The 22452-nt window shown below is 68.5% G+C and carries 24 protein-coding genes; 15 read left to right on the top strand and 9 right to left on the bottom strand.

The window, feature by feature from the left end; genetic code table 11:
- Positions 1 to 149 precede the first annotated feature (149 nt).
- The 3 genes from DS837_RS13550 to DS837_RS13540 all read right to left on the bottom strand — a co-directional run bounded on the left by DS837_RS13550 (position 150) and on the right by DS837_RS13540 (position 3388).
- Positions 150 to 1067 (bottom strand): prephenate/arogenate dehydrogenase family protein, encoded by a 918-nt coding sequence (locus tag DS837_RS13550; protein WP_149165234.1) that lies wholly within the window; start codon positions 1065 to 1067, stop codon positions 150 to 152.
- Between the two features lie 276 nt (positions 1068 to 1343).
- Positions 1344 to 2438 carry a histidinol-phosphate transaminase gene (gene hisC, locus DS837_RS13545; RefSeq protein ID WP_149165233.1) on the bottom strand — a complete coding sequence of 365 codons (1095 nt, stop codon included), beginning with the start codon at positions 2436 to 2438 and terminating at the stop codon, positions 1344 to 1346.
- 38 nt (positions 2439 to 2476) lie between these two features.
- Positions 2477 to 3388: a chorismate mutase gene (locus DS837_RS13540; RefSeq protein WP_149165232.1), complete on the bottom strand. Its 912-nt coding sequence runs from the start codon at positions 3386 to 3388 to the stop codon at positions 2477 to 2479.
- Between the two features lie 145 nt (positions 3389 to 3533).
- Between DS837_RS13540 and metX the strand changes: the two genes are divergently transcribed.
- The 3 genes from metX to DS837_RS13525 all read left to right on the top strand — a co-directional run bounded on the left by metX (position 3534) and on the right by DS837_RS13525 (position 6088).
- Positions 3534 to 4745, top strand: a complete 1212-nt coding sequence (gene metX, locus DS837_RS13535; RefSeq protein WP_425599248.1) for a homoserine O-acetyltransferase MetX — start codon at positions 3534 to 3536, stop codon at positions 4743 to 4745.
- 10 nt (positions 4746 to 4755) lie between these two features.
- Complete coding sequence (gene metW / locus DS837_RS13530; protein WP_149165231.1) at positions 4756 to 5406, top strand: methionine biosynthesis protein MetW; 651 nt, start codon at positions 4756 to 4758, stop codon at positions 5404 to 5406.
- A 97-nt stretch (positions 5407 to 5503) separates the two neighbouring features.
- Complete coding sequence (locus tag DS837_RS13525; protein WP_149165230.1) at positions 5504 to 6088, top strand: PRC-barrel domain-containing protein; 585 nt, start codon at positions 5504 to 5506, stop codon at positions 6086 to 6088.
- A gap of 4 nt (positions 6089 to 6092) precedes the next feature.
- Here the strand turns inward: DS837_RS13525 and DS837_RS13520 are convergent, their stop codons facing one another.
- Both DS837_RS13520 and DS837_RS13515 read right to left on the bottom strand, forming a co-directional pair.
- Entirely contained in the window at positions 6093 to 6653 is a 561-nt protein-coding gene (locus DS837_RS13520; protein ID WP_149165229.1) for an RBBP9/YdeN family alpha/beta hydrolase, read from the bottom strand.
- Between the two features lie 61 nt (positions 6654 to 6714).
- Entirely contained in the window at positions 6715 to 7491 is a 777-nt protein-coding gene (locus DS837_RS13515) for a class I SAM-dependent methyltransferase (protein ID WP_170295854.1), read from the bottom strand.
- A gap of 62 nt (positions 7492 to 7553) precedes the next feature.
- Here DS837_RS13515 and gloB point away from each other — a divergent pair, with 62 nt between their 5' ends.
- The 3 genes from gloB (at position 7554) to DS837_RS13500 (ending at position 9449) form a co-directional block, all read left to right on the top strand.
- Positions 7554 to 8315: a hydroxyacylglutathione hydrolase gene (gene gloB, locus DS837_RS13510; RefSeq protein WP_149165227.1), complete on the top strand. Its 762-nt coding sequence runs from the start codon at positions 7554 to 7556 to the stop codon at positions 8313 to 8315.
- A 70-nt stretch (positions 8316 to 8385) separates the two neighbouring features.
- A complete protein-coding gene (locus tag DS837_RS13505; RefSeq protein WP_149165226.1) occupies positions 8386 to 8991 on the top strand; it encodes a glutathione S-transferase N-terminal domain-containing protein in 606 nt (201 codons plus the stop codon).
- Between the two features lie 29 nt (positions 8992 to 9020).
- Complete coding sequence (locus tag DS837_RS13500; RefSeq protein WP_149165225.1) at positions 9021 to 9449, top strand: cupin domain-containing protein; 429 nt, start codon at positions 9021 to 9023, stop codon at positions 9447 to 9449.
- 53 nt (positions 9450 to 9502) lie between these two features.
- Here DS837_RS13500 and yddG read toward each other — a convergent pair whose 3' ends face one another.
- Positions 9503 to 10435, bottom strand: coding sequence for an aromatic amino acid exporter YddG (gene yddG / locus DS837_RS13495; RefSeq protein ID WP_149165224.1), 933 nt, complete (start codon positions 10433 to 10435; stop codon positions 9503 to 9505).
- A gap of 141 nt (positions 10436 to 10576) precedes the next feature.
- On the opposite strand from yddG, the gene DS837_RS32705 reads away from it, so the two are divergent.
- Genes DS837_RS32705 through DS837_RS32695 form a run of 3 tightly spaced genes read left to right on the top strand, consistent with a single transcriptional unit; the run spans position 10577 to position 11425 of the window.
- Positions 10577 to 10927, top strand: coding sequence for a hypothetical protein (locus tag DS837_RS32705; protein WP_247889922.1), 351 nt, complete (start codon positions 10577 to 10579; stop codon positions 10925 to 10927).
- Between the two features lie 9 nt (positions 10928 to 10936).
- Entirely contained in the window at positions 10937 to 11116 is a 180-nt protein-coding gene (locus DS837_RS32700) for a hypothetical protein (RefSeq protein WP_247889921.1), read from the top strand.
- Between the two features lie 9 nt (positions 11117 to 11125).
- Entirely contained in the window at positions 11126 to 11425 is a 300-nt protein-coding gene (locus tag DS837_RS32695) for an EamA family transporter (protein ID WP_247889920.1), read from the top strand.
- A 55-nt stretch (positions 11426 to 11480) separates the two neighbouring features.
- On the opposite strand, the gene DS837_RS13485 is transcribed toward DS837_RS32695, so the two are convergent.
- From DS837_RS13485 to DS837_RS13475, 3 genes are all read right to left on the bottom strand, one after another.
- Positions 11481 to 12197, bottom strand: coding sequence for a hypothetical protein (locus DS837_RS13485; RefSeq protein ID WP_149165223.1), 717 nt, complete (start codon positions 12195 to 12197; stop codon positions 11481 to 11483).
- A 154-nt stretch (positions 12198 to 12351) separates the two neighbouring features.
- Entirely contained in the window at positions 12352 to 14061 is a 1710-nt protein-coding gene (gene ade, locus DS837_RS13480; RefSeq protein WP_149165222.1) for an adenine deaminase, read from the bottom strand.
- A gap of 94 nt (positions 14062 to 14155) precedes the next feature.
- Positions 14156 to 14536 (bottom strand): hypothetical protein, encoded by a 381-nt coding sequence (locus DS837_RS13475; protein ID WP_247889919.1) that lies wholly within the window; start codon positions 14534 to 14536, stop codon positions 14156 to 14158.
- Positions 14537 to 14648: 112 nt separating this feature from the next.
- Here DS837_RS13475 and DS837_RS13470 point away from each other — a divergent pair, with 112 nt between their 5' ends.
- The 6 genes from DS837_RS13470 (at position 14649) to DS837_RS13445 (ending at position 22439) form a co-directional block, all read left to right on the top strand.
- Positions 14649 to 16340 carry a methyl-accepting chemotaxis protein gene (locus DS837_RS13470; RefSeq protein ID WP_149165221.1) on the top strand — a complete coding sequence of 564 codons (1692 nt, stop codon included), beginning with the start codon at positions 14649 to 14651 and terminating at the stop codon, positions 16338 to 16340.
- A gap of 319 nt (positions 16341 to 16659) precedes the next feature.
- Positions 16660 to 17823, top strand: a complete 1164-nt coding sequence (locus tag DS837_RS13465; RefSeq protein ID WP_211102210.1) for a hydrogenase small subunit — start codon at positions 16660 to 16662, stop codon at positions 17821 to 17823.
- A 36-nt stretch (positions 17824 to 17859) separates the two neighbouring features.
- Positions 17860 to 18918, top strand: a complete 1059-nt coding sequence (gene hybA / locus DS837_RS13460; RefSeq protein WP_247889918.1) for a hydrogenase 2 operon protein HybA — start codon at positions 17860 to 17862, stop codon at positions 18916 to 18918.
- A 12-nt stretch (positions 18919 to 18930) separates the two neighbouring features.
- Positions 18931 to 20085 (top strand): Ni/Fe-hydrogenase cytochrome b subunit, encoded by a 1155-nt coding sequence (gene hybB / locus DS837_RS13455; RefSeq protein ID WP_149165220.1) that lies wholly within the window; start codon positions 18931 to 18933, stop codon positions 20083 to 20085.
- An 18-nt stretch (positions 20086 to 20103) separates the two neighbouring features.
- On the top strand, positions 20104 to 21807 hold the full coding sequence (locus DS837_RS13450; protein WP_149165219.1) for a nickel-dependent hydrogenase large subunit: 1704 nt from the start codon (positions 20104 to 20106) through the stop codon (positions 21805 to 21807).
- Positions 21808 to 21959: 152 nt separating this feature from the next.
- The gene (locus tag DS837_RS13445) at positions 21960 to 22439 is read left to right on the top strand and encodes a HyaD/HybD family hydrogenase maturation endopeptidase (RefSeq protein WP_149165218.1); all 480 of its coding nucleotides are present in this window, start codon (positions 21960 to 21962) and stop codon (positions 22437 to 22439) included.
- Positions 22440 to 22452: the final 13 nt, after the last annotated feature.

Raw genomic sequence — 22452 nt, 5'->3', positions numbered from 1 at the left:
ATTATTGAACATGGCCGATCCCTATCAAGCAAGTCGTCTTTTGCCGTCAAACGTGTAATTCACATATGTCCGATTATCATTTATCAAAACTTTAATGTGAAAACACGGCGTCAAACGGTTGCGCCCGCCGAACGGCGCAACCGGACCGGTCAGGCCTGCTTGGCGTCGATGATGCCGCGGCGGATGGCGCGGGTCTTGGTGAAATGGTCCTGCAACTGCTCCCCCTCGCCCCAGCGGATGGCGCGCTGGAGAGCGGTCAGGTCCTCGGTGAAGCGCTGGAGGATTTCCAGGACCGCTTCGCGGTTGTTCAGGAACACGTCGCGCCACATCACCGGATCGCTGGCGGCGATGCGGGTGAAGTCGCGGAAACCGCCGGCCGAGAATTTGATGACCTCGGACTTGGTGTCGTCCTCCAGGTCGGACGCCGTGCCGACGATGGTGTAGGCGATCAGGTGCGGCAGGTGCGAGGTGATGGCCAGCACGCGGTCATGGTGGTTGGCGTCCATCAGTTCCACGGTGGAACCGATGCGGCGCCACATCGCCACCACCTTGTCCACTGCGCCCTCGTTGGCGCCGGGCGGCGGGGTGACGATGCACCAGCGCCCCTGGAACAGGGTGGCGAAGCCGGCCTCCGGCCCCGAATGCTCGGTGCCGGCCACCGGGTGGCCGGGAATCAGGTGCACGCCGTCCGGGATGTGCGGTCCGACGTCGCGCAGCACCGCCTGCTTCACCGAGCCGACGTCCGTCACGATCATGCCGGGGCGCAGCAGCGGCCCGAGCTGTTCCCCCACCTCGGCGAAGGCGCCGACGGGGGTCGCCAGGACCACCGCGTCCGCACCCTCCAGCGCTTCCGCCAGATCGGTGGTGGCGCGCTCGACGATGCCCAGTTCCATCGCCTTGGCGCAATGCTCCGGGCTGCGGTCCGCGCAGACGACCTGACGCGCCACCCCGTAATGCGTGAGCGCCCGCGCCAGGGACGAACCGATCAGACCCACGCCGACGATGACGACGCGGTCGAACAGGGGGGCGGCCAGAGGGGCGGCCAGAGGGGCGGCGGTCTCGCTCATGATCTCAGGGCACCGGCTGCGGATGGGTTGCAGAACGCCCCGCTATAAAGCACCAAGGCGCCCTATGACCAAGGGAAAGTTTGCCCGGCCGCCTCGTGAGGAAACGCGCGCAGCGGCGCGATCCTCTCTCCCGTCCCGGGAGAGGGTGGCCCGAAGGGTCGGGTGAGGGTAGCGCAAGGATCAATGAGCTGATTCTTGCCTATACCCTCACCCTCCCACCGCTTCACGGCGGGCCCCTCCCTCTCCCGGGGCGGGAGAGGGGAAACCACTCCGGCCTTACGCCGCCAGAAAGTCCTTCAGCGCCTGCACCACTTCGCGCATCTCGGCCTCCGTGCCGATGGTGACGCGCAGGCAGCTCGGCAGGCCGTAGGCGGGCATCTGGCGGACCAGGATGCCGCGGCCTTTCAGGAACAGGCGCGCCGCCTCGGCGTCGTCCTTCCCGGCGGTCTGTCCGGCGAAGTCGACCAGAACGAAGTTCGTCACGCTGGGATGGGTCTTCAGGCCGAGCCCGTGGACCTGCTGGACGAACCACTCCCGCCATTCGGTGTTGTGGCTGCGCGAGCGCTCCAGGAATTCGGTGTCCTCCAGCGCCGCCACACCGGCGATCTGCGCCGCGGAGGAGACGTTGAAGGGGCCGCGCACGCGGTTCAGCACGTCGGCGATCCCCGCCGGGCAATAGGCCCAGCCCAGCCGGACCGAGCCCAGCGCGAAGATCTTCGAGAAGGTGCGGGTCATCACCACGTTGGGGAAGCGGTCGACCAGCTCCTGCCCCGCCGAATAGTCGTTGTGGTTCATGTACTCGGCGTAGGCCGCGTCGATGACCAGGATCGCGTTCTCCGGCAAGCCGGCGTGCAGCCGGGCCATCTCGTCGGCGGTGATGTAGGTGCCGGTCGGGTTGTTCGGGTTGGCGACGAAGACCAGCCGAGTGCGCGGCGTGACGTGGGCCAGCAGCGAATCCACATCGGTGGTCAGATTCGTCTCCGGCGCCTGAACCGGGGTAGCGCCGACCGACTTGGCGCCGATCGGGTACATCAGGAAGCCGTGCTGCGAGTACAGCACCTCGTCCCCCGGCCCGGCATAGGCGCGGATCAGCAGGGCGATCAGCTCGTCGGAGCCGGCGCCGCAGACCACGCGGTCGGCGTCCAGGCCGAAGCGCTCGGCGATGGCCTTGCGCAGCTTGGCGGAGCCGCCGTCCGGGTAGCGGTGCAACTCGCCCGCGGCGGCCTTGTAGGCCTCCACGGCGCGCGGGCTGGGGCCGAGCGCGCCTTCGTTGGAGGCGAGGCGGATGTGCCCCGCATGCTCGCCGCCGACGTAGGGGGCGATGTCGAGAATCCCCGGGCGGGGCGCCGGGCCGTTGTTCGGCTGGGTCATGTCAGGTCTCGGACCTTGCGGGCATCATTGGGCGGGCGTCATTGGAAAGACGAGGTGGAGAGATGGAGCGGGACGGCGTAGCCGCCCACGATGTTGATCCGCACCGGGATCTCGCCCAGCCGGCCGGCGAAGGCGGACAGGCGCGGGTCGGTGTGGTCGACGAAATCGGCGACCTCGACCAGATGGATCGACGGGCCGGACGGGTCGCGGGCGTGCCAGGTGCAGAAATAGGTCGGGGCGAGGCCGCTCGTCTCCAGATGATCCTTGAGCCGGCCGCGGCTGAGGTCATGCCCCAGCTCGATCCCCAGGAGGGTGCGGTCGTCGCCGGTCGGCTCGTGCGGGACCAGCGCGATGGCCAGCGCGTCGCGGTCCTCGCCGCGGGCGTTGCCGCGCCCGGCGAAGGGCAAACGCGCCACCACGCGCGGCGTGCGTGCGTCGGACGACACCAGGAAGCGCCACCAGGGGTCCGCGTCGTCCTCCGCCGGGTAGGGAACGACGCCGACGGTGGCCGTGCCCTCCGACACCGCGCGGATCGCCGCGACGGGGGAGTTGACGGCGGTCATCGGAACGACGCTGCCGAAATGGTCGCGGGCCACGTCCCAGAATCCGCGGCGGTCCTCCGGCGCGTAGACCGCGACGGCGAAGGGTCCCTGGAGCCGGGTGAAGGCGGTGATCATCTCCCGCCACATGCGGGTGACGGCCATCGCCGGGAAGGAGCCGGCGTGGCGCGCCATCAGGCGGCGCAGGATGACCGCCTCGCGCGCCGGGCGCAGATAGATCGGGGTCTGGGGATTCCCGCTGACCTGACCCTCGGCGGCCTCGATCTGGCTTTTGACGACGCCGACGCGCTCCACCACCGCGGCGCGGCGCATCAGCAGGTCGTGGATCGTATCGTCGATGTGATCGATCTCGCGGCGCAGATCGTCGAGCGGGGACTTGGGCGGAGGCATGGGGCGGGAAACCGTCAAATCCAAAGCGAATCCAAAGCCGGATAGTAGTAGTCCGCAAGCGGCGCGAAATCAAAGAAAACGTTGACACTCCCAACCGCCGGTCCGTAGCTATGAGCTCCCGTTTTCCGGAGGCCCTCGACCCGTCATGTCCGCGCCGAATCCCGCCGCCGCCGTGCCTGCCGCCGTGCCTGCCGAGCCCGCGACGATGCCCGGCCACCGGGTCACGCTCGGGGTGGACCGGCCCATGCGGCTGGACAGCGGCGCGGAGCTGGGTCCCTTCGAGGTCGCTTACCAGACCTACGGCGCGCTGAACGCCGACCACTCGAACGCCATCCTGATCTGCCACGCCCTGACCGGCGACCATTACGTGCTCGACCAGCATCCGGTGACCGGCAAGCCGGGCTGGTGGGAGATGCTGGTCGGTCCGGGCAAGCCGGTCGACACCGACCGCTATTTCGTCATCTGCTCCAACGTCATCGGCGGCTGCATGGGCTCCACCGGCCCGAAGGAGACCGACCCGGCGACCGGCAAGCCCTACGGCCTCGGCTTCCCCGTCATCACCATCGGCGACATGGTGCGCGCGCAGAAGCTGCTGGTGGAGCATCTCGGGATCGACCAGCTGTTCTGCGTGATCGGCGGCTCGATGGGCGGCATGCAGGTCCTGCAATGGGCCGTCGCCTATCCGGAGTCGGTGTTCGCCGCGGTGCCGATCGCCACGGCGGCCCGCCATTCGGCGCAGAACATCGCCTTCCACGAGGTCGGCCGGCAGGCGATCATGGCCGACCCGGACTGGGCCGGCGGCAACTACCTGCTGGAGGGCACCCGCCCCCACCGCGGGCTGGCGGTGGCGCGCATGGCCGCACACATCACCTACCTGTCGGAACCGGCGCTGCACCGCAAGTTCGGGCGCAACCTGCAGAACCGCCAGACCGTCACCTACGGCTTCGACGCCGATTTCCAGGTGGAGAGCTATCTGCGCCATCAGGGCATCACCTTCGTCGAGCGGTTCGACGCCAACTCCTACCTCTACATCACGCGGGCAATGGACTATTTCGACCTCGCCGCGGATTACGGGGGCGGCACGCTGTCCAACGCCTTCCGCAAGGACGGCAAGGGCACGCCGGTGCGCTTCTGCCTGGCCAGCTTCTCCAGCGACTGGCTGTTCCCGACCTCCGAATCGCGGGCCATCGTCCACGCGCTGAACGCGGTGGCCGCCAACGTCAGCTTCGTGGAGATCCGCACCGACAAGGGACACGACTCCTTCCTGCTCGACGAGCCGGAATTCCATCAGGTGATCCGCGGCTTCCTGGAAGGCTGCGCCGAACACCGCGGCCTGACACGGACATCCAGACCATGACATCCCGGCCATGAGCCCCCTCGACGACACCCCGTCCGCCGCCCGCACCGCCACCGGAAACGGCATCCGCACCGACCTGAAGCTGATCGCGGAAATGGTGGAGCCGGGCAGCCGCGTGCTCGACGTCGGCTGCGGCGACGGCGCCCTGCTCGCCTTCCTGTCCCGCCGGAAGGGAGTGGACGGGCGCGGGATCGAACTGTCGATGGACGGCGTGCACCAGTGCGTGGCCCAGGGCCTCTCGGTCATCCAGGGCGACGCCGAAACCGACCTGAAGGACTACCCGCCGGGTGCCTTCGATTACGTGATCCTCAGCCAGACCCTCCAGGCGATGCGGGAGCCGCGGACGGTGCTTGAGACGATGACCCGCATCGGGCGGCGGGCCATCGTGTCGGTGCCCAATTTCGGCTATTGGCGCATCCGCGCGCAGCTTCTGCTGACCGGGCGCATGCCGGTGACGGAGAAGTTGGGCTACCAGTGGTGGGAAACGCCCAACATCCATTTCTGCACGATCAAGGACTTCGTCGTCCTGGCGGAGGAGATGGGCATCCGCATCGAGCGCTGCATGATCGTGAACCGCACCGGCCGGGTCACCGGCCACGCCCATTCCGGGCTCGCCAACCTGCTGGGCGAGCAGGGCGTCTTCCTGCTGCGCCGGGACTGACCGGACCCCGCCGCCTCCCGGCGATGCAACCCCTGCCCCGCTGGCGCTGTTGATAGGCAAAGTCCGTTCAACAACCGTCCAGCGGGAGCCACGCACCATGCGACTCGTCCCCTCCTCCGTCCTGGCCGCATCGGCCGCCGCCCTGCTGCTGTCCGGCGCCGCATCGGCGCAGACATCGCAGGCCCAGGCCCCGCAGGCGTCACCGGACGCCGCGCGTCCCCCGCTGATGACGGCACCACGCCCGGACGACACCCCGGCCACCCCGCCCGCGGCCTCGCAGGAAGGGCTCGGCGGCGACGCGCCTTCCGACGAGATGAAGCGCGCCGCTCCCTCGGTCGCGGCGATTCCCCATCTGCTGACCCCGGAGGAGGCGCGGACCCTGATCGGCAAGGAGGTGCGGACCCGCGACGGCCAGCCCGGCGGCTCCATCAAGGATTTCACGCTGGACGGCAGCGCCGCCTCGATCGAACGGATCGTGCTGGCCCCAGCCGAGGGCAGCGGGGCGGACGGAAAACTGCGATCCCTGCCGGTCAGCATGCTGCGCACCGACATCGCGGGCGCGGCGGCCGGTGCCGACGGCTCCACACCGCCGACGCTGGACCTCCCCGCGGCCGAACTCGCGCGGGCGCCGGAATTCACCTATGGCGAGGGCGTGAAGACGGTGGCCGGCCAGCCGCAATAACGGCTCAAGCGCCGCCGTCCACGGCGCGCAGCAGGTCGAGGATGAGCCGCTCGCCGTCCGGCCAGGGACCGTAGCCGCCGGCGGTGTTGATGTGCGCGAGGTCGCCACCGTCGATGAAGTCGGCCCCCCATCCCACCGCGAAGGCGCAGGAACGCTCGATCCGGGCGTAGGGATCGTTGCGGCTGGCCAGCACCACCGCGCGGAAGGGCAGCGGGTCGGTGGGCACCGGGGCGAAGCCGTGGACCTCCGGCGGCGTGTGCTCCGCCGATTCGACGTCGGGCGGGGCGACCAGCAGGGCGGCGACGTTGCCGACCGACGAGCCGCGTCGCACGGCCCAATGGGCCACCGTCATGCAGCCCAGGCTGTGGGCGACCAGCACCACCTTTGCGGCCGCGGCGGCCACAGCCTCCTCCAGCGACCGCACCCAGTCCTCCAGGACCGGCGCGTCCCAGTCGGCCTGCTCGACGCGGGTGAAGGACGGGTGACGCTGCTGCAACCAGCTTTGCCAGTGGTCCGGACCGGAATTGCCGAGTCCGGGGACAATGAGAACGCTCGCCTTCGCCATGGGGTCCGATCCGCTGCGGTGAACCGGGAGGTTACAAACCGCAACGGCCCCGGAGCAAGGATTACGGCTCCTCCGACACCCGCCACGCGCCGGACCCTGCCGGGCGGCGGGCCGGGGCCGCACCGCCGGGAAGTGGAACGATCAGGCGGCGCTTGGCCGGCTGCTGGGTCCTGCGCGACACCCCGGCGAAGATCTGCTTGGACGCCTCGATCATGGTGACCCCGGCGAAGGCCTTGAACCAGCGTCCGCCCACCTCCTCCCAGGCCGGGGCGGTCTTCATCAGGAAACGGGAGCGCAGCGGCGGCAGGAACAGGGCGTGCCCTGTGCGCTCCGGCACGAACATGGTGTCGCGCAGCACCTGCTTCAGTTGCGAGGCCGAATAGGGAAAGCCATGGCCGAAGGGCGTCCAGTCGGCCCGCGCCCACAGGCCGCGACGGTTGGGCACCACGACCAGGACCCGGCCGCCACCGGCCAGCACGCGCCAAATCTCCCGCATCATCGGGCGAAGTTGCTCCGTCCCCTCCAGCCCGTGGACGAGCAGCACGCGGTCCACCGACATGTCGGCGAGCGGCAGGTCCGCCTCGTCGCCCAGCGCCACCAGCCCCGGCCCGCCGGGCGGCCAGAAGGTCACGCCCTGGGTCGCCGGCATGATCGAGAACACCCGCTCCGCCTCGTCCCGGAAGGGCTGCAGGTACGGCGTCGTGTAACCGACCCCCAGCACGATCTGCCCGCGCAGGTCGGGCCAGATGGTGCGGATGCGCCGGCGGATCATCCGCCGCGCCGCCTGACCCAGCCCGGACTCGTAGAATTCACGGAGATCGACGATATCGGTGTACATGGTCATCCCAAGGCTATCACGTTTCGATCAAACGTCCATTCATGCGGGAGGGGCCCAAGGCCATGGACATTCACCTGATTCCGGCATTCACCGACAATTACATCTACCTCCTGCGCGACCCGGCCAGCGGCGCCGTGGGGGTCGTCGACCCCGGCGATGCGCAGCCTGTGCTGGCGGAACTGGAGCGGCGCAACTGGACGCTGACGCACATCTTCAACACCCACCATCACAACGACCACATCGGCGGCAACCACGCGCTGAAGGCGCGCTATGGCGCCGACGTGATCGGCCCGCGCGCCGACGTCGCTCGCATTCCCGATATGGAGACGTGTCTGGGCGAAGGCGAGACCATTTCGTTCGGATCGCTCACCGCACAGGTGTTTTTCGTCCCCGGCCACACCTCCGGCCACATCGCCTTCTGGTTTCCGGAAGCCAAGGCGCTGTTCTGCGGCGACACGCTGTTCGCGCTCGGCTGCGGGCGGCTGTTCGAGGGCACGCCGGCCCAGATGTGGGCCTCGCTGGTCAAGCTGCGCGGCCTGCCGGACGACACGCGCGTCTATTGCGGCCACGAATACACCCTGTCCAACGCCCGCTTCGCCGTGACGGTGGAACCGGACAACGCCGCCTTGAGGACCCGCGCGGCGGACATCGCCGCCCAGCGCGAGCGCGGGGAGCCGACCATCCCCTCCACGCTGGGCGCCGAGAAGGCCACCAACCCCTTCCTGCGTGCCGACGTGCCGGAGGTCCAGGCCGCCCTCGGCATGGCCGGAGCCGACCCGGTGGCGGTCTTCGCGGAGATTCGCGGCCGCAAGGACCGCTTTTAAGAAGGACCGCTTTTAAGACGGCGCGCCCTCGCGCTACGCTGACGCCCACAGAACGGGAGGAGAGATTTTGATGAAGCTGCGCTGGAGCCCGACCTCGCCCTACGTCCGCAAGGTCGCGATGGTCCTCATCGAATGCGGGCTGGACTCGGCGGTCGAAAAGCAGGTGACCAACGCCTGGGCGCCGGACACCGACCTGCCGACGGACAACCCGCTGGGCAAGGTGCCGGCCCTGATCCTGGACGACGGCTCGGCGCTCTACGACAGCCCGGTGATCGCGGAGTATCTGGACACGCTGCACGACGGCCCGCGCCTGTTCCCCGTCTCCGGCCCGGCACGCTGGACGGCGCTGCGCCAGCAGGCGCTGGCCGACGGCATCTGCGACGCCGCCATCCTGCGCCGCCTGGAGCTTCAGCGGCCCGACGGCGAGCGCTCCGACTCCTGGGCGGACCGCCAGCGCCGCGCCGTCGCCCGCGCGCTCGACGTTCTGGAGGCCGACGCGCCGGCCCTCGACGGCACCCTGACCATCGGCACGCTGTCCATCCTGGTGGCGCTCGGCTACCTCGACTTCCGGTTCGGGCACGAGGATTGGCGGGTCGGCCGTCCGGAGCTGGCAGCGTGGTTCGCCTCGGCCTCCGACCTCGACAGCTTCCGCCGCACCGCGCCGCCTCCGGCATGATGGCGGGCGGCGTGAGAGAGGGCGAAGCCATGGAGTCCCTGACGCCCGAGCGCATCATCGCGATGCTGGGCATGCAGCCCCACCCGGAAGGCGGCCACTATGTGGAAACCTTCCGGGACGCCCCGCCGGGCGGCGGGCGCGGCGTGAAGACCGGGATCTATTACCTGCTTCAGGCGGGTGAGCGCTCCCACTGGCACCGTGTGGACGCGGTGGAGATGTGGCACTGGCACGCCGGCGGGCCGCTGGAGTTGTCCATCTCCAGCGATGGGAGGTCGGTGGAGCGGTTGATCCTCGGGATGGAGCTCGCGGGCGGCCAACGCCCGCAGGGGGTCGTCCCGGCACACGCGTGGCAGGCGGCGCGGCCGTTGGAGAGCTGGGTTCTGGTCGGCTGCACCGTGTCCCCGGCCTTCGAATTCGCCGGCTTCGAAATGGCGCCGAAAGGATGGGAGCCGGGGTGATGAGGCCGGTTGGAGAAAACACATCTCCCGCCTACGCTCCCCCGTTCAGCGCCCTAACGATCGCCACGCAGCATATCGCGGCTGGCCAGCACGGCCCCGCCCATGATGAGCGCGCAGGCCACCCAGACGGTCCAGCCCCCCGCCGCCTGCCCGAACAGGATCAGCAGCAGCGTGGAGGTCAGCGGCGTGGCGTAGGACAGCACGCCCAGCGCCCGGATGTCGCCGCGCTTCACCCCATGGTCCCACACGAAGAAGGCCGCGCCGACCGGCCCGATCCCCATGGCGAGCACCGCGAGCCACTCGCCACCGGACGGCGCCACCGTCGTCTCGAACAGCAGGTGCGACAACCCGGCCAGCACCGCCGTGGCGAGGCAGAAGCCGCCGACCGCCTCGGTCGGGACGTCGCCGAAGCGGCGCGACAGCACCGAATAGGAGGCCCAGAGCACCGCCGCGGCCATGGCCGACAGGTAGCCCGGCGTGTCCCCGGCGTCGAGCGACAGGCCGCGCGCGCCGCCCGTCACGATCAGCACCGTCCCGGCCAGCCCGCACAGCGCGCCCAGCACATGGCCGCGCTTCAGCCGCTCCCCCGGCAGCAGGGCGGAGAACAGGACGATCAGCAGCGGCCAGAGATAGTTCAGCAGATTGACCTCGACCGCCGCTCCGGGGGCGAGGCGGAAGGCCAGGAAATAGAAGAAATGGTAGCCGAACAGCCCGGCGACACCGAGCAGCCAGACCCGCCAGGGCTGACGCAGCACGCCGATCACATCCTTGCCCCGCGCGGCCCCCGCCGCCGTCCCGATGATGAAGGCGACGCCGAAGGACATCGCCACAAGCTGGAACGGCGGGATGGTTCCCGACAGCGCCGTCAGCAGCGCCAGCGTGGACCACATCAGAATGGCCAGACCACCGATGGCGGTGGCGCGACGGACGGCGGCCGGGGCTGACGCGGCGGCGGTCGGGAGGTTCGGGTAGCTTTCGGTCGACATGACGAACGCTTAGCGCAAAGAACGCTGCCGGGCAATCGGGCCGGGCAATCGAACTGTCCGACAGCGGACCTGTGCGTGTATCCTGCCTTCCGGCGGGCCGCATGCGTTCCGCGTCGTCCCCCTTCCCAACCGGCTCCCGCCTTGCCCACCGAAGCCCTTCTCGCCGTCCTGGCCGGCGCCCTTCTCCATGCCGGCTGGAACACCGCGCTGAAGGCCGGCGGCGGCAGCGCGTCCGACGCGGTCCTGGTGGTCGCCGGGTCCGCCTTCATCGCCCTGCTGCTGCTTCCCGTCGTTCCGGCGCCGTCGCTCGCCAGCGCGCCATACCTCGGCGTGACGGCGGTGCTGCACGTCGGCTATTACCGGCTGCTCACCGCCGCCTATCGTGACGGGGCGATGAGCCACGCCTATCCCCTGATGCGCGGCGCGCCGCCGCTGATCCTGGCCCTGTGCAGCGGCGCCCTGCTGGGGGAGGATCTGTCCGCCGTTGCCTGAACGGGAACGGTGCTGGTCTGCGGCGGGATCCTTGGGCTGACCCTGCTGGGGCGGGGATCGGGTCCGTCGGGATCGTGGCGGGGCACCGCCTGCGCGCTCGCCAATGCCCTGGTGATCGCCGCCTACACGGTGGTGGACGGCATCGGCGTGCGGCTGTCCGGCGCGCCGGCCGGCTACACGCTGTGGTGATTCCTGCTGTTGAGCGTTCCCATGGTGGGGGGTGCGCTGCTGCGCGACGCCAGAGGCTTTCTGAGCCACGCCCGCCGGCGCTGGATGGTCGCGCTGGGTGGCGGGGCGGCCAGCATCGCCTCCTACGGGCTCGCCCTGTGGGCAATGACCATCGCGCCGGTCGCCGTGGTGGCGGCGCTGCGCGAAATCTCGATCCTGTTCGCCATGGCGCTGGCCGCCCTGGTGCTCAAGGAGCGGGTCGGCCCGGTGCGCCTGGCTTCCGGCGTGGTCATCGTGCTCGGCGCCGCGTCGCTGCGTCTCGCGGCCTGACGGCGCCCCAACGGATCGGCCGCGCCTACAGGCGGATGGCGAGGAGTCCGGCGCTTTAGAAAAGCCCGTTCAGCAGAGACCCGCGCCCGCTGTAGCCGCCGCTTCCCCCGGTGAGGATGCCCAACGCCCCGGAACTGGTCGTCGTGCCGCCGGTCAGCAGGGAGGTCAGGCGCTGGAGCTGCGGCGTCTGTTGGAGCGGGTTGTCGCCTTTGACCGGCTGCTTGGCAATGGTGTCGTAGTCCTTGCTGTAGTCGCCCATGCGGAGCTGGAGGCCGTAGTTTTTCTCCTCCTTGGCCGCCACGCCCTTGTCGCGGGAGACGCGCAGCGTGTAGTCGCCGCGGTCGAGCGACAGCGTGCCCGCCTCGAACTTCTTGTAGGCGTCGTAGGTGGCGCCGGCCTCGCTGTTGCTGTCGGCGACGATCTTGCCCTGCTTGTCCATCAGCTGAACGCGCACGCCGGTGTCGCCGACGCGGCCGAGGGCGACCTCGCCGGGCGTCGCCAGATTGAACTTGTAGAAGTCCGCCGGGTCGTTGGCGGCCAGCGTGCTGAGCACGTTGAGACGGCTGGTGTCCTTGACCAGCGTGCCGACGTTGGTGGCGAAGGGCGCGGCGTTCAGGGCGGACTTGCGGACGGTCTGCTCGTACTCCTGGACCTCACCGCTGGGCTTGGCGTCGGTCGCCTGCTTGGCCTGCTCCTGCACGCGCTTCATCGCCGCGTCGATGGACGTCTGAAGGCTCTGCGCCAAGCCGCTGATGTCGCTCATTCCAACCATGGCACGCCCCTCCGACTGGCATTCTTCGTGTTCGTCGGACCGGTCCTTGCAGGCGGCGGGCCAAATGGCTTTCCATGGTTTTCAATGGGTTGAACGAAAACTGTCACGGGAAGGGCGGCAAGTTCCGCCGCCCCTCCGGCAGGATCTGCCGGGGTTACGCTTGCACCAGCGCGAATTTGTCGACGTCGACCAGCCCGCGGTCCGTGATCTTCAGATGCGGGATCACTGGCAGCGGTAGGAACGCCAGTTGCAGGAAGGGCTCGGCCAACGGGCATCCCATCTGCCGCACCGAAGCGCGCAAGCTGCGCAGGTGGCGCTCCACCGTCTCGAAGGGCTCCAGGCTCATCAGCCCGGCCAGCGGCAGGGCCAGTTCGCCCACCACCTGACCGTTGCGCACCGCGACGAAGCCGCCCTGAAGCTCGATCAGGCGGTTGACGGCGATGGACATGTCCTCATCCGAAGCGCCGACCACGCAGATGTTGTGGCTGTCGTGCCCGACCGAGGAGGCCAGCGCACCCTCGCGGATGTGGAAACCGCTGGCGAAGCCACGCCCGACATTCTGGTTGGTGCCGTGGCGGGCGAAGACGCAGATCTTCAGGATGTCGCGGTCGGGATCGGCCACCAGTTTGCCGTCCCTGGCCGGCACCTCCAGCCGCAGATGGGCGGTGATGATCTTGCCGGGCAGAACCCCGATCACCGACTGGACGGAGCCGCGGGCGGGCACAGCGAAATCCTCCGCCGTCACCGGGTGGAGCTTGACGGAGCGCAGGCCCACCGGGCTGACCGCCGGGCGCCCGGCGAAGGTCTCCGGGGTCACCACCCGCCCGTTGCGGATCACCCGGTTGACCGCGCATTCCTCCAGATCGTCCAGCAGGACGAGATCGGCGCGCTGCCCCGGCGCGATCAGCCCGCGGTCGAACAGGCCGAAGCCGCGCGCCGCCGACCATGTGGCGGCGCGGTAGACATGGGTCAGCGGGGCGCCCAGCCGGATCGCGCTGCGGATCAGATGGTCCATGTGACCCTCCTCGGCGATGTCGAGGGGGTTGCGGTCGTCGGTGCAGAAGCCCAGGAAGGGCGAGGTTTCCGGCTGGATCACCGGGGCCAGCGCGTGCACGTCCTTCGACACCGACCCGTCGCGGATCAGCACCTGCATGCCCTTGCGCAGCTTCTCCATCGCCTCCGGGGCGCTGGTCGTCTCGTGGCAGTTGCGGATGCCGCAGGACAGGTAGGCGTTCAGCTCCCGCCCGCTGAGCAGCGGGGCGTGGCCGTCGATGTGGCGCCCGTCGAAGGCGGCCAGCTTGTCCAGCACCCCGTCCACCTTGTGGAAGACGCCGGGGAAGTTCATGAATTCCGCCAGCCCCAGCACCTTCGGGTGGTCCTTGTGGCGCAGCAGGTCCGCCGCCTCCAGCCGCGCGCCCGAAGTCTCCAACTCCGTCGCCGGAACGCAGGAGGAGAGCTGCACCCGCAGGTCCAGCACCGTTCCCTCGGCACAGTCGAGGAAGTAGCGCAAGCCCTTCTCGCCCAGCACGTTGCAGATCTCGTGCGGGTCGCAGATGGCCGTGGTGGTGCCGCGCGGCAGGACGCAGCGGTCGAACTCCATCGGCGTGACGCAGGTGGATTCGCAATGGACGTGGGTGTCGATGAAGCCCGGCACGACGGTCAGTCCGGACCCGTCGATCTCCTCCACCCCGTCGTAGGACTCGTAGGTGCCGACGATCCGGTCGCCGCAAAGAGCGATGTCGCCCGCGGCGGTCTCGCCGGTGACGACGTTGAGGAAACGGGTGTTCTTGATGACCAGATCGGCCTTGGTCTCGCCCAGGGCCTGACCGATGCGCGTCTTCAGATCGTCCCGGGTGACCGCCATGACTCCGCCTCGTCCTGACCATTCCAAGTCTTCTTTAGGTAAAAGGCCGAGCGGGACCCTTCAATCGGATTTTCCGTAACAGCAAATCGCCCGGTCAGCTCCCTGGTCGACTCGCCAGTTCGATCACCGGTCCAAGGCCACGGTAGTCCGGGTAGTTCCAATAGCTGCGCGGCTCCAGTCGGTAAGCCGGAAGGCCGAGGCCCAGCGTGTAGACCGGCCCGCTTCCACCATAGCCGACGCCGTAACGCGCCCAACGAGCCCCGCCGCCGTCCTCGCAAGCCGTCAGCGCCAGAAGAAGAACGGCAACGATGGATTGAGCGATCTTTCCGATGATGGCGGCGATGGGATTCATGATCCACCAGCCCGGTCCGACGCGTTGCGCCTCTAGAAAGACAAACACGCCGGGATCATCGGTATTCCCAGGAAAAATGGTTCGCTCAAAAAACAATATGCGTTTCGTCTGGTTCTGCTCCAATGGTGACGCGGCAACGTGTCATAGAACGATTTAACGCTTCGGAAACCAATGGGCACCTCAATATCGTCATGCACAGAGGCGGCCCAAGACCGCCGCAATGGGGACGTCCAGCATGTTGAAAGCGCTTAAGAATCTAAAGATCGGGCCGAAGATCTATCTTCTCGTGGGGCTGCAGGCGGCGGTGGCGGCGGTGACCGGCCTGATGGGGCTGGCCGCCATGCAGGATCTGGCCGGCAAGTCCGAGGCCATCGAACGCGCGTCGGACCGGCAGGTGCTGGGCGAGCAGCTCAACGGCCTCGTCCTGGCCGTCGTGATGGATTCGCGTGGCGTCTACATGGCCCGCGACCGGGCCGAGGTGGACAAGTTCGGCAAACCCCTGCTGGACAATCTGAACACCCTCGGCGAGCGGCTCGGCACCCTGAAGCGCCTTACCCCGGCGGAGGGGCAGGCCGCGCTGGCCCCGGTGGCGGCGAAGGCGGAGGAGTTCATCCGCTTCCGCACGGAGCTGGTGCGCCTCGCCCGTGAGAAAGGGTCGGCGGAAGCCCGGACCTACGGCGACAACGACGCCAACCGCAGCAACCGCCAAGCGCTCAACGGCGCGATCCAGACGCTCAGCGCCGACCAGGACGGCATGATCGACCGCCTGCACGACGAGCTCGTGTCGGCCCGCCGGCATTGGACCACCCTGATGCTCGCCATCGGCATCGGCGGCGTGCTCTTCGGCGTCCTGTTGGCCGTTCTGGTCGCCCGCGACATGATCGCGCGCCCCATCGCCCGCATGACCGCGGCGATGAAGACCATCGCCGCCGGCAACACCGGGGCCGAGGTGCCCGGCACCGGCCAGGGCGACGAGGTCGGCGACATGGCGGAGGCCGTGCTGGTCTTCCGCGACGGGCTGCGGCGCGCCACTGATCTGGCCGAGCAGGAGCGCCGCGAGATCGACGTGCGCCGCCAGCGTCAGGAACGGCTGGAGGCCCTGACCCACGGCTTCGCCCAGAAGATCGAGGGGCTGTGCCGCACCCTGAACGGGGAGGCCGACAACATCCGCAGCAGCGCGGAATCGCTCACCCACTCCGCCGCCGACGCCTCGCGCCGCAGCTCGACCGTCGCCGCGGCGGCGGAGCAGGCCACCGGCAACGTCCAGACCGTGGCCGCGGCGACCGAGGAGCTTTCCACCTCCATCGGCTCGATCAGCCAGCGCCTCGGCGAGGCCGCCCGCATCGCCAGCGAGGCGGAGCGTGAGGCCCAGCGCACCAACAGCACCATCCAGGGCCTCGCCCAGGCGGCGGAGAAGATCGGCGCGGTGGTCAACCTCATCACCGAGATCGCCAGCCAGACCAACCTGCTGGCGCTGAACGCGACCATCGAGGCGGCCCGCGCCGGCGAGGCGGGCAAGGGCTTCGCCGTGGTGGCGCAGGAGGTGAAGAGCCTCGCCAACCAGACCGCCCGCGCCACCGAGGAGATCTCCGCCCAGATCGTCGCCATCCAGAGCGAGACCCAGCAGGCGGTCGGCGCGATCAGCGGCATCGTCGGCACCATCGAGCGGATCAGCGACATCAGCACCAACGTCGCCGCCGCGGTGGAGCAGCAGGGCTCCGCCACCCAGGAAATCGCCCGCAACGTGCAGGAGGCCGCGATCGGCACGCAGGAGGTCTCCTCGACCATCTCCGGCGTGTCGCAGTCCGCCGACCACACCGGCGAGGCCGCCGGTGGCCTGCTGAGCGCCGCCAAGGGCCTGTCGGTCCACGCGCGCACCCTGCAGAGCGACGTGGACGACTTCACCCGCCAGATGAAGGCGGTCTGACCCCCTCTCCCCTCCTCTCCGGCTTTCATGCCGGAGAGGAGCATTTCCCGACGCATCCTTTCCGCTGATGCGCCCCCGGCGTTCGAAGCTTACCCGCCTCATACCCCATTTGATGCAGATCAATGCCGCGCCGGCATCGAAACTGGTGCAATGCCGGCGAGCGTTTCGCGCCAAAATACCCCTATAAGTTATAGGGATTAAGCCGCGCCGTGGGTTTCCCGCCTCGGGTTTCCCACGACGCGTCGTGGCGTGCTGCGCATCCGGCGTCCGGCAACCGGGCGGCCAGCAGATCAATGCAAAAGGGTCTTTGGGGGAAATCATGCCCGACGGACATGTGGATCTCGACGCCGAGCACATCGGCGATCTCGACGAGTATGAGGGTGCGCTGGCCGGCCTGTCCCGCCGGGAATTCCTGGCCTACTGCACGGGCGTGGCCGCCACGCTGGGCCTGTCCCCCGCCTTCGGCGTGAAGATCGCCAACGCCGCCGTGGCAGCACCACGCCCGACGGTGATCTGGCTGTCGGGCCAGGCCTGCACCGGCTGCACCGAATCGCTGCTGCGCACCCACCACCCGTCGCTCGAGACGCTGATCCTCGACACCATCTCGCTCGACTACAACGAGACGCTGATGACCGGCTCCGGCCACCAGGCCGAGAACTGGAAGCAGCAGGCGATGAAGGACAATTGGGGCAAGTACCTGATGGTCACCGACGGCTCCATCCCGACGAAGGATGGCGGCGTCTACTGCAAGGTCGCCGGCAAGACCTACAAGGACGCCGTGCTGGAGTGCGCCAAGGGCGCCGCCGCCGTCATCTCCATGGGCTCCTGCTCCTCCTGGGGCGGCTGGCCGTCGACCGGCGTCAACCCGACGGGCGCCGTCGGCCTGAACGAGATCATCAAGGACAAGCCGGTCGTCTCCGTCCCCGGCTGCCCGCCGAACCCCTACAATTTCCTGTCGCTGGTCCTGCATTTCGTCGCCTTCGGCAAGCTGCCGGAGCTGGACGACAAGATGCGCCCGAAGTTCGCCTACGGCCGGCTGATCCACGAGAATTGCGAGCGCCGCCCGCATTTCGACGCCGGGCGCTTCGCCATGGAGTTCGGCGACTACGGCCACCGCCAGGGCTACTGTCTCTACAAGCTCGGCTGCAAGGGTCCGGAGACCTACGCGAACTGTCCCTCCATCGGCTTCAACGACGTCGGCCAGGGCACCTGGCCGGTGGGCACCGGCCATCCCTGCTTCGGCTGCACCGAGAAGGGCGTCGGCTTCACCAAGGGCATCCATGAGCTGGCCTCGCTGAAGTCGGTGGCACCGCCCAACACCTACCCGGCGGTCGCCGTCGAGAAGGGCGAGGGCATCTCCGCCGGGGCCGCGGCGGTGGTCGCCGGCATCGCCGGCGCGGCGGTCGGCGCCGGTGCCGTCATCTCCAGCCGGCTCGGCAAGCAGGACGCGAAGACCGAATCCTCCTCCACCGCCGCCGAGTGAGGTGACGCCATGTCGAAAAACATGATGTCAAAGAACATGATGTCGAAAAGCAGGACATCGGTTTCGCGTCGCGGCTTCCTGCGCAACGCGGTCAAGGGCAGCGCTGCGGCCGCCGCAGCGGCCTGCACCACCGTGGTCGCGGCCCCGCCGGAGGCCAACGCACTGGTCCGCCCGCCCAAGCCGCTGCCGCCCGACGCGGTCGGTCTGCTCTACGACAGCACGCTGTGCATCGGCTGCAAGGCCTGCGTGACCGCCTGCAAGGAGGTCAACCACATGCCGCCCGACGTCGGCCCGGCCCAGCAGGGCTGGAACGCGGGGGGCGGCGACAAGCCGATCTACGACAGCCCGGTGGAGCTGTCGGCCAGGACGCTGAACGTCATCAAGGCCTACAGCCACGGCACCGGCGCCACCAAGGACGCAGCGGAGAACGGCTTCGCCTTCATCAAGCGGCAGTGCCTGCACTGCGCCGATCCGTCCTGCGTGTCGGTCTGCCCGGTGTCGGCGATGACCAAGGACGCGAAGACCGGCATCGTCAACCACGACCCGAGCGCCTGCATCGGCTGCCGCTACTGCGTGCTGTCCTGCCCGTTCGGCGTGCCGAAGTACGATTACAACGACGCCTTCGGCGAGATCAAAAAGTGCCAGCTCTGCAAGCAGCAGCTCGCCAAGAACGAGCTTCCGGGCTGCGCCGACGTCTGCCCCACCGGGGCGACGCTGTTCGGCCGCACGGAGGACCTCAAGACGGAAGCCAAGCGCCGCACCGCGCTGAAGGTCGGCGAGCACACCCACTACCCGCGCGGCGACATCGCCGGCAAGGTCGGCGGCCCGCGCTCCGGCCATGAGAAATTGGTCGAGGCGGCCTACCAGACGCACATCTACGGCGAGAAGGAACTGGGCGGCACCCAGTGCCTCGCGGTGTCCGCCGTGCCGTTCGACAAGCTGAACCTGCCCACCAACGTGCCGGAGAACGGCTATCCGACCCTGTCGGAAGGCATCCAGCACACGCTCTACGCGGGCATGATCGCCCCCGCCACGGTGTTCGCCGGCCTCGCCTATCTGGCGCACCGCAACACCAAGAACCACACCGACGAGTGAGGGGGCCACGCCATGTCTTCACAAGCTCATGAGCATCAGCCGCTCGGCGGCCGGGTCCTCACCCTTCCCTTCCTGATCTGCGCCGCCCTGGTCGCCGTCGCCGGCGTCATCCTGTTCCAGCGCTACACGCAGGGCCTGGCCGCCGCGTCCAACCTGAACGACGGCTATCCCTGGGGCATCTGGGTGGCCATCGACGTGGTGATCGGCTCGGCCTTCGGCTGCGCCGGCTACGTCATCGCGCTGCTCTGCTACATCCTGAACCGCGGCGAGTACCACCCGCTGGTCCGTCCGGCGGTGCTGGCCAGCCTGTTCGGCTACGGCCTCGCCGGTCTGGCGGTGCTGGTCGATCTGGGGCGCTACTGGAACTTCTACCACATGATGCTGCCGTGGTACGCGCAGCCGAACTCGGTGATGCTGGAGGTCGGCCTGTGCGTGGCGACCTACACGCTGGTGCTGGTGGTGGAGTTCGCCCCGGCCTTCCTGGAGCGCTTCGGCATCGAGGGGCTGCGCGCCAAGCTGAACAAGGTGCTGTGGGTCTTCATCGCGCTGGGCGTTCTGCTGCCGACGATGCACCAGTCGTCGCTCGGCACCATGATGGTCATCGTCGGGCACAAGCTGTCGCCGCTGTGGCAGTCGCAGATGCTGCCGGTCTTCTTCCTGCTGACCGCCATCCTGATGGGCTTCGCCATCGTGGTCTGGGAATCGGTCATGGCCTCGCTGAACTTCCGCCGCCCGATGGAAACGCCGGTGCTGTCGAAGCTGTCGGGCCTGATGCTGGTCGTCGCCTCGCTGTTCGTCGTGCTGCGCTTCGTCGACCTGATTGTGCGCGGCCAGATCGGCCAGATCTTCGGCGGCCCGCAGTCCGGCTGGTTCGTGGTGGAGATGGCGCTGATGATCTCCGGCCTCGTGCTGCTGATCCCCAAGGCCAACCGCAACCGGTCGCGGGCGCTGTTCCTGGCGGCCTCGCTCCTGCTGGCGGCGGGCATCCTCTACCGCCTGAACGTCTATCTCATCGGCTTCACGCCGGCGGTCGGTCCTTGGCACTACTTCCCCTCGGTCAAGGAAATCATGGTCACCGTCGGCGTCTTCGCGCTGGAGATCGCGCTGTATCTCCTCTTCGTGAAGAAGCTGCCCGTCATGCACGCCGTCCATCCCGAGCACGGCTGAGTTTAGGAGACTGTCGTTATGGCTCAGCGAGTTGTTGTAGATCCGGTCACCCGCATCGAGGGTCACCTGCGGGTCGATTGTGAAGTGGACGGCGGCAAGGTCACCAACGCCTGGGCGTCGGGCCAGATGTGGCGCGGCATCGAGCTGATCCTTCAGGGCAAGGACCCGCGCGACGCCTGGGTCTTCGCCCAGCGCATCTGCGGCGTCTGCACCACGGTGCACGCCATCACCTCCGTCCGCGCGGTGGAGAACGCGCTGAAGCTGGAGGTGCCGCTCAACGCCCAGTACATCCGCAACATGATCCAGGGCGCCCACAACGTCCACGATCACATCGTCCATTTCTACCACCTGTCCGCGCTCGACTTCGTGGACATCGTGTCGGCGCTGAAGGCCGACCCCGCGGCGACCGCCAAGCTGGCCCAGTCGATCTCCGGCTGGCCGCGGAACAGCACGCAGGAATTCGCCACCGCGCAGAAGAAGCTGCAGGCCTTCATCAATTCCGGCCAGCTCGGCATCTTCGGCTCGGGCTACTGGGGCCATCCGGCGATGAAGCTGACGCCGGAAGCCAACCTGATGGCGGCGTCCCACTACCTCCAGGCGCTCGACTACCAGCGGCGCATGAACAAGGTGGTGGCGATCCTCGGCTCCAAGACCCCGCACATCCAGAACATGGCGGTCGGCGGCGTCACCAACCCGATCAACATGGACAGCCAGTCCACCCTGACCCTCGAAAAGCTGATGTACATCAAGCAGCTGATCGACGAGGTGGGCGACTTCATCACCCAGGTCTACATCCCCGACGTGGCGGCCATCGGGGCCTTCTACGCCGACTGGACGCAGTATGGACGCGGCGTGGTGAACTACCTGTCCATCCCGGACATGCCGCTGGACACCAAGGGCACCACCTTCGCCCTGCCCGCCGGCTACATCGACGGCGGCGACCTCGCCAAGTTCACCCCGATCAAGGACTTCCACGACCCCTACTTCGAGAAGGGCGTGAAGGAGAGCGTGAAGCATTCCTGGTACCAGGGCGGCAAGGGTCCCCTGCACCCCTACGACGGCGAGACGATCCCGAACTTCACCGACTGGCAGGACGACGGCAAGTACAGCTGGATCAAGTCGCCGACCTTCTACGACAAGCGCGCCCAGGTCGGCCCGCTGGCCAACGTGCTGGGCATGTACGCCTCGGGCCACCAGCGCACGCAGTTCTGGGTCAACGCGGTGCTCGACGCGGTGTCCGGCCATCTCGGCAGCAAGGTGGGCGTCGACGCGCTGCACTCCACAATCGGCCGCCACGCCGCCCGCGCGGTGCGGTGCGTGGTCCTGCACGAGGAGTTGCAGAACCAGTGGACACTGCTGATGGAGAACATCGCGAAGGGCGACACCAAGACCTTCAACAAGCCGGTCTTCCCGAAGGGCGAGATCCGCGGCTTCGGCTTCCACGAGGCGCCGCGCGGCATGCTCTCGCACTGGGTCGTGATCGAGAACGGCAAGATCAAGAACTATCAGGCGGTCGTGCCGACCACCTGGAACGCCGGCCCGCGCGACGAGGACGGGAACATCTCGGCCTACGAGGCGGCGCTGATCGACAACCCGGTGGCGGTCGCCGACCAGCCGCTGGAGATCATCCGCACCCTGCACAGCTTCGACCCGTGCCTGGCCTGCGCCGTGCACCTGACCGACACGGAAACGAAGTCGCACTACCAGGTGAAGGTCGTCTGACCCAAGCCTTCTGACCGGCCGAAAGCCCCTCCTCCCCGCGGAGGAGGGGCTTTTCGCGTCGTCACACCGGTCGATTGATCCAGTTCACGGCGCCCGGTGCCGGTCCCACCCCATCCTTCTGTTTCAAAACCGTCGAACGGAGTCCCCGCGTCATGTCCATCCTCGTCCTCGGCCTCGGCAACATTCTCCTGATGGACGAAGGGGTGGGCGTGCGCGCCATGGAGGCCTTCGACGCCGCCTGGGGCGTGCCCGATCACGTCAGCGTGGTGGACGGCGGCACCTGCGGCATGGACATGCTGGACCTGATCGCCAGCCACAAGCACCTGATCGCGGTGGACGCGGTGAAGACCGGCGCGCCGCCGGCCAGCCTGACGGTGCTGCGCGGCGACGAGGTTCCGGCCTATTTCAAGGGCAAGCTGTCGCCCCATCAACTCGGCCTCAGCGATCTGCTGGCCTCGCTGCGCCTGCAGGACGAGGCGCCGGAGAGCGTGACGGTGGTCGGCTGCGTGCCGATGGCGCTCGGCACCGGCCTGATGATGTCGCCGGAGATCGAGGCGATGATTCCGCGGATGGTGACGATGATCGTCGAGGAGTTGGCCCGCCTCGGCGTGACCGCCACGCCCCGAAACTGAGCGTGGCGATCAC

This window comes from Azospirillum brasilense, assembly GCF_008365405.1.
Taxonomy (GTDB): domain Bacteria; phylum Pseudomonadota; class Alphaproteobacteria; order Azospirillales; family Azospirillaceae; genus Azospirillum; species Azospirillum brasilense_D.
This window is presented reverse-complemented; position numbering and strand designations above follow the sequence as displayed.